Below are 14,996 nucleotides of genomic sequence, written 5' to 3'. Positions count from 1 at the left end.
GGTGTGATGAACCAAACTTTACCAGTCTGGCATACTTATCCCGCTAAACAATTGACATTATGATCTTGGAGGTTTGAGAAAGCCGGAGATTTCAATACTCATGAAATCCTGAAGATAGGAAGTATATACGTTGGGAAGTTTAGTTGGATGAGTAAAAACTAATCCCAAAACAGATACAAAGTGAACATGACAACAGTGACATACACAGAGCAGTGAGCAACCATCCAGGCCGCTTTCCTGTGAGTGGCCATGATTACTATCATTAGTACAACTCACTGACACGGCATTTTGTGAGCGCTCTACGGGTACCGTATCTGTGCATGCTACCCCCACAAGGGATATGAAATAAAAACTCAATATGTAAGAGGCAATTTTCACTGAATGCAAATATACGCAAATGTGTGATGCAAGGCTATTGCAAAGTTTGGATCAAGAGCTTTGTAGTTTCTTAAACAGTTTTATAGTGAATGACAAGACGTTTGTATTACTGAGGTTGGTTCCAAACATCTATTTTACGGAAATCTTTTTTCCTTTTTCAAGTGCTGCGGCAAGCGGCCAGCCCAGCTCACTACTACTTCATCGACCGTTTAAGAAGCTGCGCATTGATAGCGACTATCACAGTACTCAGGCTCATAAACACAGCACCAATGGCTGGACTTATCACCATGCCGGGAATAAACCCAGTCGCTAACGGCAATGCAACAGCATTGTAACCCGTAGCCCATACGAGGTTTTGTATCATCTTTTTGTAGGTGGCCCTGCCAAAAATCACCAGGTTAGCTATGTCCTTAGGATTGCTATTCACCAAAATGATATCTGCTGTCTCTGCTGCCACATCAGTCCCGGACCCTACAGCTATTCCTACATTGGCCTGAGCAAGGGCGGGCGCATCGTTGACACCGTCGCCTGTCATGGCTACAAAGTGCCCTTCCTTCTGCAGCTTCTTAATGATGTCGACCTTTTGGTCGGGCAGCACCTCGCTGTAATAGCCATCGAGGTCCAGTTTTTCACTGACCGCCTTGGCCGTCTTTTCATTGTCGCCTGTTGCCATGAAGAGCTTCATTCCTTTCGCTCTGAGCGTTTTGATGGCCTCAGCACTTTCCTCCCTTATTTTATCCGACAAAGCTATAAACCCAACCAGTTTGTCTTCCCTGATCACGAATACGATCGTTTCAGCAGCGTCAGAGCCAGCCTCTTTCGGAATATCAATATTCTTTTCTCTTAAATAACCCGGGCTTACTACTTTCCAATTTTTACCGTCAACACGTCCCTGAATACCTTTCGATGTCAGCGACTCAAAACTCTTTACGTTCTTCAGTTTCAGTTTTGCTTCTTTGGCGGCTTTCACAATGCCCTGTGCAATAGGGTGCTCGGAGCTTTGCTCTAACGATGCCACAGCAGCCATCATCTCTTCTTTAGAGAGGCTCTTGGTCTTGCTTTCGAACCTCGAAACACCGAATTTACCTTCGGTAAGAGTGCCTGTTTTATCAAAAACAAAGGCAGTAATCTTTCTTGCATTTTCAAAGGCAGTTCTGTTTCTGATCAGCAAGCCCTTGCCTGCCGAAACAGCCGTGGAAATGGCAACTACGAGAGGAATGGCCAATCCCAATGCGTGTGGACAGGATATTACCATCACGGTCACCATGCGCTCCAGGGCATAGTCCATTGGCTTGCCCATGGCCAACCATACGATGAGCGTAATCGCACCGGCGCTTATGGCCACATATGCCAGCCACTTGGCGGCCGTATTGGCCAGGTTCTGCGTTTTAGACTTCGCCTTTTGTGCGTCCTGCACAAGTTTAATCACCTTATTGAGGTAGCTCTCCTCCCCCGTCTTTTCTACCTTTACTTTGAAGGACTGATTGCCATTCACAGATCCCCCAATGACCTGATCGCCTTTTGCTTTCTTAGCTGGTTTGCTTTCGCCAGTCAGCATGCTTTCGTCAAGGTAGCTCTCGCCCTCCACTATGATACCATCAGCGGGAAGCTTTTCGTTGGCCTTAATGAGTATAATGTCATTCTTCTTTAGTTCAGACACTTTCACGTCCATCACATGATCGTCGTGAACAAGGTGCGCCTCCGCTGGCATCATCTGCACCAGAAGCTCCAGCGCACGGGAAGCACCCATCACCGACTTCATCTCTATCCAGTGGCCCAACAACATAATCACAATTAACGTCGCCAGCTCCCAGAAAAAGTCCTTTCCCTCCAAACCGAATACGACAGCCGAGCTATACCCATAGGCCACTGTAATGGCCACTGCAATCAGCAGCATCATGCCAGGTGTCTTCTCCTTTACCTCATCAATAAGCCCTTTCAGGAAAGGCCAACCCCCGTAGAAGAAAATGAGCGATGACAGTCCGAATAAAACATATTGATCGCCTGCAAAACCGAATTCAAATCCCAACCACTCCTGAATCATTTTGGATAGTGCCAAAATAGGAACGGTAAGGACAATCGACACCCAGAACCTCTTCTTGAAATCCTCTATCATGTGGGCGTGGTGACCGTGGTGACCCGAACCGCTGTGTTTAGAATGTTCGTGAGCATGATGCTCTTGATTGCTGGTATGATGATGATGTTCCATTGTGCTGATTTTAAGTCTGTTACTATTTGTCGCTGAACTCCAGAGTCACACCCAGTTTCTCCCACGTCATGGTAATAGCTCCCTTGCCATCTCCTTTGTCCTCAATATTATAGTTAAGCCTTTCCTGGAGCGGAAGATCAATTTGAGGTACTACTTCAACACGTACCACGTCTTCGGCTGCGGAATAATCATCCGCCAAATGCTGTTCCCAATTTCTATTGATAATTATCTGCCAAGAGTCCTTACCGGGAATGGTGAATAAGGCATATTTTCCTTCTGGCACTGTTACCCCACCTATTTCTACATCTTTCGAAAAGGTGATGCTGGTAGCACTGTGAGCACCCGTCACCCACACTTCGTTGAAAGGCACAAGTCCTCCCCATATCACCCGTCCTCTGGCTCCGGGAGCGTGGTATGCCATAGAAACGTGGACGCCTCCCACTTGTCCATGGGCTTCCTTAGGGATGCTTTTTTTCAGGGTATCCACCGAAGCAACCGCAGGCTCGGTAGCCTGATGCTGGTGCTCATCCATGGAAGATTTCTTTGACTCGCAGGCGGCTGTTAGCAGCACCAGCGCTAATAAAAGATAACTTAGGTTTTTCATTATGGTTGTTCTATAGTAATTCATTAAATAAATGTTTGTATGCACTTAAAAATATGTATTCAAATTAACCCCTTAAAATCTGACTGTTAACCCACCGCCAGTGCCAAACCGGTTGTCATGACTAGCTGTCAGTGAGAAATTTTTTGATATAATATAGTCTACCCCAACATTCCATACCTGTTCGGAGCGATAAGTCGCCACAGGGTCAGGAGACTGAAAGACGCCAAAATCAGGTCTGAATTCGTACCTCCCAAAAATAGCAACCCTTCTGAAAATGAGGTATTCAGAAGACAGCCGTAATTGTGGTCTTAGCTGATTGTCAATTCCCAGGTCGGCATTTATGAAATAGGGGAGCAAATAACGAACACCTACCTGAGCAACAGTATTGAACTGACTCAAATCTCCACTGGTCGCATTTTCTGTATTCAGCCCACCATACACTCTAAAATAGTCGCTCAGGTAGTACTCGTACGACAAGTCAGACTCAATATTGTTGTTCCAGCCGTACTCCACTCCGAAATTAAATTGACTGCGTACGTTGGAGGTCGTTACTTCTACAGCCGACATATGACTTGCTCCGTAAGCAACTCCCCAGAAATAATATTTGTTTGTCTCCTTAATAAGTGCGGACAGCGGATATCTGTTCAATTTTGGGTCACGGGGTGTGCCGTAGCTAAACACCCTTGCCATACCACCTTCCATGTGATATAAAATATGACAGTGGAAAAACCAATCTCCATATTCGTTGGCATCAAACTCTATAGTGATGCTTTGCATGGGAGCCACATTCACTGTATGCTTTAGTGGCGAGTAATCACCATTTTTATTAATTACCCTAAAAAAATGACCGTGCAAGTGCATAGGGTGATTCATCATTGTAAGGTTATTCATGGTGATACGGACGATTTCTCCCTGCTTGATTTCTATCTTATCAGCTTCATCCAGAACCTTACCGTTCATGCTCCATATGTACCTCCACATATTTCCATTCAGATTGAGTACCATTTCCCGAACAGGCTGGTCACCTGGGAAGCTGGTTGCCTCGGGTGACTTCAAAAAATCATACCCCTGATCAGGCCCCATACCAACCCCCGTCAGTACAGACTCCTTCTGGCCCTGCGGCAAATTCATCTGCATCTTGCCGTGCTGCATGGGGTTCGCTGTTGGGGTAGGTAGTGTATCCGTCGGCGATTGTATTGGCATATCCATTCCCTCGTGCATGGAACTTTCACTGGGAGTAGATTTATCTCCCATGTCCTTATTTTCCATCCCGTCCATCTTCATTCCCGACATATCTCCCTTCATCTGCATCCCATACCTCTCCATCTTCTCAAGACCTTCATTGGTAGACGGGTTGAAAATCATGGCTGGCGCTCCCATTTTCATTTCCATTTTCGCCATGGCTTTCATTATTCCTACATAGTCAGGTTTCGGTACGTCAGGTGCCGCAATGATAGATCCTGCACCTAAAAACGCTGACGTTTTCCCCGCACCATCCATAGAGGTAGCTCTGATTTCAATCTTACCATTTTCCGGAACAGTAACCAAAAAATCGTAAGTCTCCGCCACTGCGAAGAGGGTTTTGTTACGTTTCACGGGAACAACGTCAACACCATCAGAAGCGATCAAAGTAGGTGTCTCACCACCAAATGTCAACCAGTAATAAGTAGAAGCAGAAGCATTAATCATTCTGACCCTCACCTTTTGACCGGGCTTTAAATCAGGGTATTCCTGCTCTTTAGCACCATTGGTCAAAAAGGCGTTATAATACACATCAGCAATGTCGGCACCTGGCATTCGCTGCCTCCAGAACTTAAGCTGCGCCCCTAGTCCTCCACGGCTGATGACCCTGGCCAGCGGAGTGACGGTATTTCTTTTGATTGAATACCATTCGTTCCTTCGCTTAAGATTCTTCATCACGTGCATGGGGTTTTCGTCTGTCCAGTCGGAAAATACCAACACAAGATCTGTATCGTATTCTATTTTTCGTTGACGTGGTTCAATTACTATCGACCCGTACACTCCGAGCTGCTCTTGCAGGCCAGTGTGCGAGTGATACCAGTAGGTCCCACCTTGCCGCAGTGTAAACTCGTATTTCTGCGTTTCTCCCGGCTCTATCGGAGGGGTGGTGAGGTAGGGAACACCGTCATAGTAATTGGGTAATATGAGTCCGTGCCAGTGGACAGAGGTCTCTACATCAAGGTCGTTTTTGACATAAATCACAGCATATCCGTCCTCTTCAAACCGAAGAGTGGGGCCGGGAATTTGTTGATTGATGGCAAGTGCTTTTCTGTCTTTCCCAGTCAAATTAATCGTTTTCTCGCTGATTGTCAGCCTATATTCTGTTGTATCAACCTGCGCATAGGATTCCTCCAAAGGGGACAGCACAATACAAACTGCTGAAATCACTTCTATTAATAATTTTCGATGATTGATCTTCATTTCAATTGTTTCGTTAATAAATCTATTTAGGTGCGTGAGCAGACATGATATGTAAAGGTGCCCAGCATAGAATTAATATATTCAGCCTCCTGAACCTCCGAAAAACCTGCACTAGAGAGATATTCTGGGATGAGGCCGTTGACATTGTCGTTGGTAGTGGCAAAGCCGTCGAGGAATTGAACCATGTAAAATGCATTGCGCAGGGTTTTTGTTTTCGCCTTGCCCCAATCGCCAAGAACGAATCTTCCGCCAGGTTTAAGGAGCCTGTGAATTTCCCTCATGGACCATATTTTAGAAGCTTTATCAAGGTGGTGAAACACAAGGCAACTGTATACTTTATCAAAGGTTCCTGACTCAAAGGGAAATTCTCCACCATCATACAGTTCCAGTGGGATATTGAATGAATGCCTGCTTAGCTTTTTGGCGGCGATCTCACGCATTTTTGGATCAATATCCAGCCCAATGAGGTGGCAATCAGAACAGCGATTTGCTGCAACAAGCAGGTTGGTACCGGTACCAAAACCAAACTCCAGAATATGCTCCCCAGCCTCTGGGACCAGGTGGTCAACCAGCTTCGCTCTAATCCTTCGTTCAGGCATGGTCACCTTTATGGCCAGATCGTACCAGTCGCTCAGGGAGGCAAAACCTAATGCCGGGGTATATCGCTTGCTTGCCATTATTTTCTAGCCCTCGAAGAGTTGTGGGTCTTTATTATCTTCCAGTTGCCGTCTATTTTCTGCAAAATTGATGTAGCAACAGCCTTTCTCTCCACCTTTTTTCCATCTTCCTTGAACACAAGAGTATATACATACGACTCAGTCGTGAAAGCATAAGGGAGGGCCACAACAACCTCAATTTCGTATTCACTGAATGTGAAAGACGAAAAATGTCCAAGTTCTGGGCCTATGTGATGGGCTATATAATCGGCATAAGTGCCTTCTATTTTCCCAGACTCCACTACCTGTGAGTCATCCGAAAACAAGGCATAAGATTTGGAGACATCCAGACTTTCCAGCACCTCTTTGTACTTTTTCATGACTTGCTTCACCTGCTCGGTGTCAGTTTGAGCCAAAGCGGGCTTTGCTGAATAAAACAACAAAAAGACAAAAATGTATATCGTGTAATTTTTCATAATGATGTGTGTGAGATCTACTATTCGTTTGACAATGGTGAAACTTCAATAGACTTGATAAGCACGGTTCCAGATCCTTTGAGCATGATTCCTACAAAACCATCCTCCATGACATCTCCATGCCCATGTGTGATTGTCTTATCTCCTATATACCCTTTGTAGTGCGAACCGGCGGCGGAAACTCTCAAGTCTAGCCATCCGGTACCTGGCGAATATGCTTTCTCATCAAAGATTTTCTCGGCGCCATTTACGGTTCGGCCAAGCCTCATTTTTTCACTTGTAAGCTCCACAAACTCAAATTTGTCTTTGTCCTGAGCGTGATGAATCAACCTGAACGAGCCCTCGAATTGCGAGATATTCGTCGAGACAACCACCCCTACACTGCCGTAGGCGGCATGAAAAACAAAACCAGCTTGCTTACCATTTGGAGTTAGTTTCAGGACTTTACTTTCACCTTCGTTGACTACTTCAGGGCTAACATCATTGACACTGCCGGCCAGAAAATGGAAATCAGATTGAAGAATATTTTCATCAGTGGCACCCGGACGCCATATTTTGGCGTCGCCATCACTGGTAGCAGAATCATTATGGCCTTCATGCATTTCTGTCGCATGCTCATGTGCTTCTCCCTCTTCATCGTGCGCAGTGGCAACTTCATCATGCGCTTGCTTTTCTGACTCACTTTTATTGACTTGTGAACAAGAGGCTATCATGGCCAAAGCTAGAAAGGCCATCATATACGTCACTTTTTTAGAAAATTTCATATCATCTTTTGTGTAATGTGAATACTAATTATTTGCTCGTGCCTACCCCATATTTGTAGACCAGCTTTCCTCCAAGGTCGGCTGTTTTGGCTACCACGGCGATGCCAGCCAGCCCCACAGCAAAAAGGGCAACCGCTATTATCCGCTTCTTGTCCCACCTTTTCCAAAAAAGACCTATCCGGGCTGTAGCGTACGCCAGAAAGAAATAGAGCGTATAATGTCCCCAGTCGGAATGGCTACCGGCTGTCATCTCCCCCTGGAATGAAATAGCCACATTATCTATGGCCTGCTCACCACTGAAGAAGGCTGCCAGAGCCGAAACTGCTGCCAAAACATACAAAGCCAATGTTGCATTTCTCAGCTCCCAACCCTGCTTGATAAGGGTGAGGAAATCAAACAACACGGCCACCAGCCAAAGAGCGATGGGGAAGTGGATAATTAACGGGTGCACATTAGGCGCCCAATCAGGAATTAATGTTTCCATTTTAATTGTTCATTTTTTTTAGTTTCATACAAGTGTGCATCTGATTTCTGAAATGGAGTCTTTCGATGGACGCTTGATCAAAATTGGCGAAAGGAGTTATGGCAGTGAATAATCCTCCACTCTCCGTTGTCAAATTTCAAGATGGTGGTTGTTATACCACTTCCTGAAATACCTTGCAAACTTCCATTGCTTTCAATCTCATACCTGAACTCCTCGATCCCCATTGCCATGTCGAAATGAGTGTGGATGCTTACAGAGTAGTCTTTAAAATGAAGCCGACAGTCGCTTGACGAATCTTTCAAAAAACCACTAAATGGCATGGCCCTTCTTCCAGAGTCCACAAACAAGACATCCTTGCCATATTGGCTCTCAAAGGACTGGAAATCAAACCTTTCAACTAAAGACCTGCAATGTTTCAGAATAGATCTCAACTCCGACTCAACTTTGTCTCCCTTTCCTCCCGAGGTGAGAATTTGAAGGTACCTGAACACCAATAATAACCGGCTCATAATAGAATGATTGTACTACGTTTCTCATATAGCATGCATGGAAATAGCTGTTTCTAGCCAGTTGCCCACCATAGGGGTATACTGCCCGAAAACAACTCAAGGTTCTGATGGTTTCTCTCTTGATGGCATAAGTTTGACGTTACCGCTGAAGCAGTCAGTGATCACACGCAACGCAGCTGAGAGTGTTAGAACCCAATTATCACCCAAGTTTAGGGCATGGAATAGCAATGCATTCCAATTGCAGCGCAATTGGTAACGATAAATTGCAAACAGCGTAAACTTGAAAGTTGTTGGTTATGAAAACTTAGGGGGATGAAATATGCACCTGGCGCTCGAAGTAATCACACTGAAACAATAGGGCTTCAGCTTTTTCACCAAGGACGATTCGCCTGGCATATCCAAAAGTTCGGCTACACTATTTTGAACGCAAACAGGATTATTGGCGCTCAAATTAAAATGGTCAGCTTCATTTTCACTAAGGGGATAATGGCTTGGGTCTTCCCAATCATGCACATAGTGGCCTAGTAAAGCTACAGCAGAAGAGTGGTCTGAACTGAGGTGATGCAGACTATGGCTAAGGAGAAATCCTATCTTTTTCAAAGGGATATATTGAAAACTTTGCCCCAAGAAAGCTGCAACAATAAATATGGCTATTATTCTTTTCAATTCAAGTAAATTTAACATTTTCCAATGAACTAGCAAAGTTCTTTGCCCCTCAATTTCGCACAAAACCGCTCACTTTCCGGCTAAAAAAAACCTAGTTAGAATAGCAAAGTTTCAGGCATGCTGGCAATTTTCAATCTCCACTTCGCACAACTATACAATTTCAAAGTTGAGCATCATGCCATCATCCTCATGCTCCAGATTATGGCAATGAAATACAAATTCACCAGGCGTATCTGGGAAAGTCATAATAAGTCTGACCTTTTCCTTCGGTAAGATCAAAACGGTGTCCTTCCATCCTTTCTCCGAGGGGATAATGCCATTCCTCCCCCCGGTTCTCGACAATATTTGAAACTGAACTGCGTGTATGTGGATCGGGTGTATTTCATCGCCTGCATTGTCAAACTCCCAAATTTCCGTGACCCCGGCTTTCACTGTCTCGTCAACTCTGCCTCTCTTATAAGACTTTCCATTGAAAGTATGCATAGCTCCACTGCCCATCATCCCCATCCTGTTAATCTCAAAGTTCCTGACTTTAGTTGCTTGATTTTCAGGAATCTTGTCGATGACCGAAAGAGAGCCGGGTGGCTGAAAGGTATCACCGGTTGATGCCCCGATAATAAATTTCATGATTTTGAAGCTCTCGGCTCCTTGCGACGATCCCCCATTGAACTTTTTGCTTTCCAAATAGACTTCAGAGCCTACTGGTTCTGCCGAAAAATCTACCAAAACGTCCAGTCGCTCGCCAGGGCCAAGCAAGACTTCATTGACATCTTCAGGCGCACCAAGCAGACCACCATCGCTCCCAATTATTTTCATGCCCAAATTGGGGCTCAGAGCAAGATTATAAACCCTTGCAGTAGATCCATTCAATATCCTCAACCTGTACCACCTCCCCTGAGCTTCGTGAAAAGGTGATGCTACGCCATTCACCGTGATCGTCTGGCCAAAATACCCGGTCATCGTTTCCATCATTGACGGATCATAGACCAATTTTCCTGCCTTCAACCTTTTATCCTGAATGACCAGCGGAACCTCGAAGTCGCCAGCGGGAAGTCCGAGTGCCAGTTCTTCGTCATCATTGATAATAAGTATTCCGGCCAGGCCATTATGCACTTGCCTTGCAGTGGCGCCATGCGGATGCGGATGATACCAGTGGGTTCCGGCTCTTTGATCAATTGGAAAACTGTATTGAAATGATTCTCCAGCTTTTACAATGTCGACGGGATTGCCATCCATGTTAGCTGGCACCTTCAACCCATGCCAGTGTACGTTTGTTGGCTCGGATAGAGCGTTTTGCACGCTGGCAGTAAGCATCTCGCCCCTAAAAGCCCGAATGGTTGGGCCGAGAATATTGCTCCTGTAGGCGAACGTGCTGGTTGTTTTGCCTTCTAAAATGCTGGTTCTTTGGCTACCTGGGCTCAAATCAAGAGACGCTCCAGCTTCTTCCGGCAATGGCAATGGCATATCAAACCCCGTGTCTACGATGCCTACATTTCCATCCCTGTCGTGGAACATGCAGTTCTGAAGAACCATGGGTAGAACTACAGAACCAGCGGAAAGCTTTACAAAATGTCTTCTCTTCATACCACGTGATAATTTAAAAGTTTCTTTTTGGCCCTTTTAAGCTTTTTACTTTTTCGCACATACGTATCCGCAGCGTCACGACAATGGCATCCTATTTAAGTTCGCTGCCTTTGGTGCCTGCGTCAATGGCTGAAATACTCAAAAGAATTCAAGTACTTCAGCCTTTAATAACAACCTAACCAGTGGCGATTGAGCATTTGAATGATCAGTTCTATGTATGATCATTATTAGTTTTGGCCTGTCCCCTATTCAATCGTCTCCTTCACGCTGCCGCAGGAAAGCATCTTGCTCCCGTAGTAAGGATTCTTTATTTCCTTGTCGTTAGAAAGCCAAGAACCCTTGGCCATAGGACAATAATCCAAATAGATAGTGCCCATTGAAAGCTTAGCTCCCTTCACCAGGGCAGTCATCTCATTGCTTAAGCCCACAAAAGCTTTGCGCTGGTCGTCCAGCGTAGCAGCCTTGGCTACTTTGGCTGCTTCGGCAAGCGCAGACTTACTATTGTCTACCGCTGCCAGTGACTTTTGAAGTCCAGCTGCCGCAGTGGTTGCGCTTTTTGATTCCGAGGCCACCAATGCCTCTTTCAATTGAATGTATGCGCCATAGGCAAGACCTATGTTCTGATCTTCAAACATTGGTGCCATTTGTTTACTTGTTGCCTTTTCAGCGGTGCCACTGGCGTGGTCGTGTTGTGCACTTGCAGAGAAGCTTACCAAAGCAAGCCCGAACATTAGCATTGACTTTTTCATAATGATTGATATCTATTGCGGCGATTGGCCGCTTTTAGGTATAACAGTTAATAAATAAATTCTGTGGAAATAATATTGAAGGGGTGAACCAATACCAGAAAGTATTGTGTCGCTAACTTAAAACTCCCAAATTGATCAGGGGCCTAAATAAGAAATGACTGAACGAGCACTTGAATATCTCGATCTATCAACGGGGGGCAATAGTTTTTGTATGAAGGGCCGTCGACTATAATAGTTTCAAACCATATGTAATCCAACGGGGCAACAATAGCCGCTAAATGAATTTCTGAAAAGGCGACAATACTATTTTCAATAACTTCATTCTGACCGTCAATTAATACCTTCTGATCTTGACAGCAGCTATTTTCATTGGTGATTCGGTGATGCTCATCACTAATATTGGATTGATTCGCACCACAAGAAGGCCTTTCCTGAATCATTTGACACGATTCAGCTTTTCCAATTAACGACACTGTCTCCAGTTCGCCCATACAAAAGTGCATTGCAATACTAAAGCTACTCGAACTGAATAGCATCAGAATTGACAATAAAATGGACAATATTTTTCTAAAACGGTTCACAAAGCAATAGTGATCTACAGGTAGTAACGAATATTGAGTACAATTGTTCATGCTCGATCCCTCGCTTTTGCAAATGCGATTCGGTGAGGAATTCATTTTCCATATAAGAAACCAAACCATAATGTAGGTGGTAGAGGTTTACAGGAATCGCCGGTGAAACTCGAAGATTGGCCAAGCATTGTATGATTTCCATCTTTTATTGGGTCTTAGAAAATTCCGTATAATTTGATTCCGATTCAAAATAGGCAACAACTCCCTGTTGATTAAGCAGCACGATGTAGGCTTCTGATTTGTCCACAGGATTACCGCTGAAAGGGTCAATGGCGATCCTTGTACTTTCCAGGTTGTTGAGCTTATCTACACATCCCTGGCAGCATCCATAATAGGTCTTTCCATTGACAGGCACAGGGATTTGTGGCTTTCCCATGTATGCGTCGTTGACCATGCACACCAAATTTGGATCAATTGGTTTTTGAACTTCTGTAAAGCTGAAGCTATCAGATGGGCTTTGCTGGAGATAGTTGATCCAATACGCTAGACCAGCGGTGGTCACTACCAGGGTAGCTAATACGAGGTAGACATACACCATGATTTTGGTGGATGTCCCTGGATAATTTTTATTAAATTTCTTTTTCTTCATGGCATTGCACATTTGGTGCCTGCAAGAAGAGTGGAGGAGGGACTGGTCACCGAAACGATATCCAATCTAACTTTCCACTCTTCAAAACAGGACTTTATGTTTACTTGTCCTCTTCTTTATTCATTTCCTGTTCTAAAAAGAAGCAGTGTGCGGCACATGCATGAAGTTTGTAGTTTTCATGAACTGTACCCTTCTTGTGACCTTCCGGATCCAGGATTTCGCACTTGTCTCCAATGGTTTTGGTACTCAAAATGAAGACTCCATCATTGTTGTAATAGCGGCCATCTTTTTTAGCCTTACCCAAGGAGTTACCTTCAGCATCATATACTTTACCATTTTTGATAAAGCCCAGTTTTTGCCCTTGATTATTGAAAACTATGTCTTCCTTACTGATGTATCCGAGTTTGGTGCCACCGTCATCCGATACCTCACCCTTACCATTTATATGGACCAGGCGCTGTGCTGTTTTGTCACTGGCGGGCTGAGCCACCAGTACTTGTGCTGCCAGCAGTATTCCTGCCAGGAACGCCATGCTGAAAATGATGTGCTTTTTCATTTCTCATTGTGTTTTCGCCTGGTGTATGGATCGGGTTTGACCATATGAGTTGGTCCAATCCGTAGTGTCAGGTCTTATGTTATGTTAATTAATTGTTTCTTTCACGCTCCCGCACTTCAGCATCTTGTTGCCAAGGTAGGGGTTGCTAATTTCCTTCTCGCTAGAAAGCCAGGAGGCTTTGGCCATGGGACAGTACTCCAGGTACACTTCTCCCATAGAAAGTCCGCTGTTTTTTACCAAATTGGCCATTTCCTCACTCAATGCTGTGAAGGCTTTACGCTGTTCGTCCAGCGAGCCGCCCTGGGCTACTTTGGCAGCTTCAGCATGGGCTTTGTCAGCATTCTTCATCTGATGAAGCGCTTTCACCAAAGCTTCGGAAGCGGCTGCCACTTCTTGCCGATCAGATGCTACCAAAGCATCCTTTAGATGGGTGTAATGCGAGTAGGCTGTACCCACTGCCTTGTCTTTGAACATTGGCTCCATTTGTTGCGTACTTGATTGTGCTCCATGCGCAGCATGGTCGTGCTGTGCGTAGGCTCCCATTGCTGCAATGAGGGCCAGAATCATTATTACTTGCTTTTTCATTTTCGATCTATCAATTTTTCTTGTGCCACATTTTAATTTCCTCCACCAGTATCCACGATCAGAGGAAGCCCATCCTTACCCATCGGCACAAAATAGAACTTGGTATTTGGACTGCTGGTCAGCTTGTCCTGCACTTCCAGCGCTTTGTATTGCAGATACCTTTGGGTTAGTCCCGCATCTATAATCTGCTGTGCATCACGTTGGCCTTTAGCTAGAATACGCTGAATTTCTGCTTGCTTCTCAGCTATCTTTATTTCATAGTCTTTTTGCTGTATGTCTTGCTCTACAGCTAATTTTCGATCTACCGCAGAGGTCACCACCTGCGGATACTTAATGTGACTGATCGTTACATTGTCGATTTCAAGGTGTTTCCCCTCAATTTTAGTAACTAGTTGCTCGTATATCGAAGTTTCAATCTCAGGGCTTTTAGGCGAAACTACTTTGTATTCATAGCCTGAGAAACTGTTCCTGGTCAAGCTTACGAATTCAGGCCTAACTACATTCTGGTAATAGTACTGCCCTACCTCTAGTTCAAGTTGTGCAAGCTCTGCTTCTATAGGCCTTAAGGTAACCGAAACTGTAATTGGAATATGCAATTCGTCTTTAGTAAGGATGGACACATCCTCCGTAAATGTTTGCCACTGGGTACTGTATCGTACCACGTTATTCCAAGGCAAGCGCCAAACTACTCCGTCTTTATAGATTTTCTGGGTCTGAAGCCCTTTTCCATAGGGCTTCCATTTCATGGCCTGCGTGCCGGGTTTCACAACTGAACAACTTATTGCAAATAATGCAATGACAGCTATACCAAGAATACTGATTTTTGCTTTCATGATCTTAAAAGTTTTAATTACTACTATAGATCATTACGTGTCATTTTGAATCATTTTTTATGGCAGGAGGACTATGATTTATGAAATCGTGGTGTGGCTCCAACTTTTGGACGCCCAGCGCATCAGCCACTGCCAAGCCAAGTACTACCAAGATCAGTAAGCCCCAGAAATGCCTTTTTAAAACCTTCCCTTTTCCAAAAGGTCTTTTATCTCCCACATTACAACACTCTTTCATTTTTTAGTTTTTTAATCAAAATTGAATGAAGTCCCCGGTATGGTC

Annotated in this window: 17 protein-coding genes; all 17 read right to left on the bottom strand. The window is 44.7% G+C overall.

Annotated elements, in window-relative coordinates; translation table 11 throughout:
- Window positions 1–57: 57 nt before the first annotated feature.
- The 17 genes from ACMVP2_RS16165 to ACMVP2_RS16085 all read right to left on the bottom strand — a co-directional run bounded on the left by ACMVP2_RS16165 (window position 58) and on the right by ACMVP2_RS16085 (window position 14,716).
- Entirely contained in the window at window positions 58–378 is a 321-nt protein-coding gene (locus ACMVP2_RS16165; RefSeq protein ID WP_339795345.1) for a DUF6660 family protein, read from the bottom strand.
- A 193-nt stretch (window positions 379–571) separates the two neighbouring features.
- Window positions 572–2,587, bottom strand: a complete 2,016-nt coding sequence (locus ACMVP2_RS16160; protein ID WP_339815569.1) for a copper-translocating P-type ATPase — start codon at window positions 2,585–2,587, stop codon at window positions 572–574.
- Between the two features lie 22 nt (window positions 2,588–2,609).
- Complete coding sequence (locus tag ACMVP2_RS16155; RefSeq protein WP_339815568.1) at window positions 2,610–3,215, bottom strand: DUF2911 domain-containing protein; 606 nt, start codon at window positions 3,213–3,215, stop codon at window positions 2,610–2,612.
- A gap of 48 nt (window positions 3,216–3,263) precedes the next feature.
- The gene (locus tag ACMVP2_RS16150; RefSeq protein ID WP_416864243.1) at window positions 3,264–5,633 is read right to left on the bottom strand and encodes a multicopper oxidase domain-containing protein; all 2,370 of its coding nucleotides are present in this window, start codon (window positions 5,631–5,633) and stop codon (window positions 3,264–3,266) included.
- A 26-nt stretch (window positions 5,634–5,659) separates the two neighbouring features.
- Window positions 5,660–6,310, bottom strand: a complete 651-nt coding sequence (locus tag ACMVP2_RS16145) for a class I SAM-dependent methyltransferase (RefSeq protein WP_339795151.1) — start codon at window positions 6,308–6,310, stop codon at window positions 5,660–5,662.
- On the bottom strand, window positions 6,310–6,765 hold the full coding sequence (locus tag ACMVP2_RS16140) for a nuclear transport factor 2 family protein (RefSeq protein WP_339795153.1): 456 nt from the start codon (window positions 6,763–6,765) through the stop codon (window positions 6,310–6,312). Before ACMVP2_RS16140 ends, ACMVP2_RS16145 begins: the two co-directional genes overlap by 1 nt.
- 20 nt (window positions 6,766–6,785) lie before the next feature.
- Entirely contained in the window at window positions 6,786–7,529 is a 744-nt protein-coding gene (locus ACMVP2_RS16135) for a hypothetical protein (RefSeq protein WP_339795155.1), read from the bottom strand.
- Between the two features lie 28 nt (window positions 7,530–7,557).
- Complete coding sequence (locus ACMVP2_RS16130) at window positions 7,558–8,013, bottom strand: DUF2231 domain-containing protein (protein WP_339795158.1); 456 nt, start codon at window positions 8,011–8,013, stop codon at window positions 7,558–7,560.
- Between the two features lie 77 nt (window positions 8,014–8,090).
- On the bottom strand, window positions 8,091–8,522 hold the full coding sequence (locus tag ACMVP2_RS16125) for a nuclear transport factor 2 family protein (RefSeq protein WP_339795160.1): 432 nt from the start codon (window positions 8,520–8,522) through the stop codon (window positions 8,091–8,093).
- 294 nt (window positions 8,523–8,816) lie between these two features.
- The gene (locus tag ACMVP2_RS16120) at window positions 8,817–9,188 is read right to left on the bottom strand and encodes a hypothetical protein (protein WP_339795162.1); all 372 of its coding nucleotides are present in this window, start codon (window positions 9,186–9,188) and stop codon (window positions 8,817–8,819) included.
- A gap of 150 nt (window positions 9,189–9,338) precedes the next feature.
- A complete protein-coding gene (locus tag ACMVP2_RS16115; protein ID WP_416864242.1) occupies window positions 9,339–10,772 on the bottom strand; it encodes a multicopper oxidase family protein in 1,434 nt (477 codons plus the stop codon).
- Window positions 10,773–11,017: 245 nt separating this feature from the next.
- Window positions 11,018–11,521, bottom strand: coding sequence for a DUF3347 domain-containing protein (locus ACMVP2_RS16110; protein ID WP_339815565.1), 504 nt, complete (start codon window positions 11,519–11,521; stop codon window positions 11,018–11,020).
- Between the two features lie 143 nt (window positions 11,522–11,664).
- Window positions 11,665–12,153: an HYC_CC_PP family protein gene (locus ACMVP2_RS16105; protein ID WP_416864241.1), complete on the bottom strand. Its 489-nt coding sequence runs from the start codon at window positions 12,151–12,153 to the stop codon at window positions 11,665–11,667.
- 145 nt (window positions 12,154–12,298) lie between these two features.
- On the bottom strand, window positions 12,299–12,742 hold the full coding sequence (locus tag ACMVP2_RS16100; protein WP_339790050.1) for a hypothetical protein: 444 nt from the start codon (window positions 12,740–12,742) through the stop codon (window positions 12,299–12,301).
- 100 nt (window positions 12,743–12,842) lie between these two features.
- Entirely contained in the window at window positions 12,843–13,298 is a 456-nt protein-coding gene (locus tag ACMVP2_RS16095; protein ID WP_339790053.1) for a 5-fold beta-flower protein, read from the bottom strand.
- An 84-nt stretch (window positions 13,299–13,382) separates the two neighbouring features.
- Complete coding sequence (locus ACMVP2_RS16090) at window positions 13,383–13,883, bottom strand: DUF3347 domain-containing protein (RefSeq protein WP_339790055.1); 501 nt, start codon at window positions 13,881–13,883, stop codon at window positions 13,383–13,385.
- 32 nt (window positions 13,884–13,915) lie between these two features.
- A complete protein-coding gene (locus tag ACMVP2_RS16085) occupies window positions 13,916–14,716 on the bottom strand; it encodes a prohibitin family protein (protein ID WP_339790058.1) in 801 nt (266 codons plus the stop codon).
- Between the last annotated feature and the right edge of the window lie 280 nt (window positions 14,717–14,996).

Origin of the sequence: Imperialibacter sp., assembly GCF_048007035.1 — a bacterium.
Taxonomy (GTDB): domain Bacteria; phylum Bacteroidota; class Bacteroidia; order Cytophagales; family Cyclobacteriaceae; genus Imperialibacter.
Note: the sequence above shows the minus strand (reverse complement) of the source record. Positions and strands in the feature narration are given on the sequence as shown.

Excerpts from the sequence above, each read along its gene's own strand:
- ACMVP2_RS16160 (WP_339815569.1), bottom strand. The coding sequence starts at position 2,587 with ATGGAACATCATCATCATACCAGCAATCAAGAGCATCATGCTCACGAA.
- ACMVP2_RS16155 (WP_339815568.1), bottom strand. The coding sequence starts at position 3,215 with ATGAATTACTATAGAACAACCATAATGAAAAACCTAAGTTATCTTTTA.
- ACMVP2_RS16150 (WP_416864243.1), bottom strand. The coding sequence starts at position 5,633 with ATGAAGATCAATCATCGAAAATTATTAATAGAAGTGATTTCAGCAGTT.
- ACMVP2_RS16145 (WP_339795151.1), bottom strand. The coding sequence starts at position 6,310 with ATGGCAAGCAAGCGATATACCCCGGCATTAGGTTTTGCCTCCCTGAGC.
- ACMVP2_RS16140 (WP_339795153.1), bottom strand. The coding sequence starts at position 6,765 with ATGAAAAATTACACGATATACATTTTTGTCTTTTTGTTGTTTTATTCA.
- ACMVP2_RS16135 (WP_339795155.1), bottom strand. The coding sequence starts at position 7,529 with ATGAAATTTTCTAAAAAAGTGACGTATATGATGGCCTTTCTAGCTTTG.
- ACMVP2_RS16130 (WP_339795158.1), bottom strand. The coding sequence starts at position 8,013 with ATGGAAACATTAATTCCTGATTGGGCGCCTAATGTGCACCCGTTAATT.
- ACMVP2_RS16125 (WP_339795160.1), bottom strand. The coding sequence starts at position 8,522 with ATGAGCCGGTTATTATTGGTGTTCAGGTACCTTCAAATTCTCACCTCG.
- ACMVP2_RS16115 (WP_416864242.1), bottom strand. The coding sequence starts at position 10,772 with ATGAAGAGAAGACATTTTGTAAAGCTTTCCGCTGGTTCTGTAGTTCTA.
- ACMVP2_RS16110 (WP_339815565.1), bottom strand. The coding sequence starts at position 11,521 with ATGAAAAAGTCAATGCTAATGTTCGGGCTTGCTTTGGTAAGCTTCTCT.
- ACMVP2_RS16105 (WP_416864241.1), bottom strand. The coding sequence starts at position 12,153 with ATGAACAATTGTACTCAATATTCGTTACTACCTGTAGATCACTATTGC.
- ACMVP2_RS16100 (WP_339790050.1), bottom strand. The coding sequence starts at position 12,742 with ATGAAGAAAAAGAAATTTAATAAAAATTATCCAGGGACATCCACCAAA.
- ACMVP2_RS16095 (WP_339790053.1), bottom strand. The coding sequence starts at position 13,298 with ATGAAAAAGCACATCATTTTCAGCATGGCGTTCCTGGCAGGAATACTG.
- ACMVP2_RS16090 (WP_339790055.1), bottom strand. The coding sequence starts at position 13,883 with ATGAAAAAGCAAGTAATAATGATTCTGGCCCTCATTGCAGCAATGGGA.
- ACMVP2_RS16085 (WP_339790058.1), bottom strand. The coding sequence starts at position 14,716 with ATGAAAGCAAAAATCAGTATTCTTGGTATAGCTGTCATTGCATTATTT.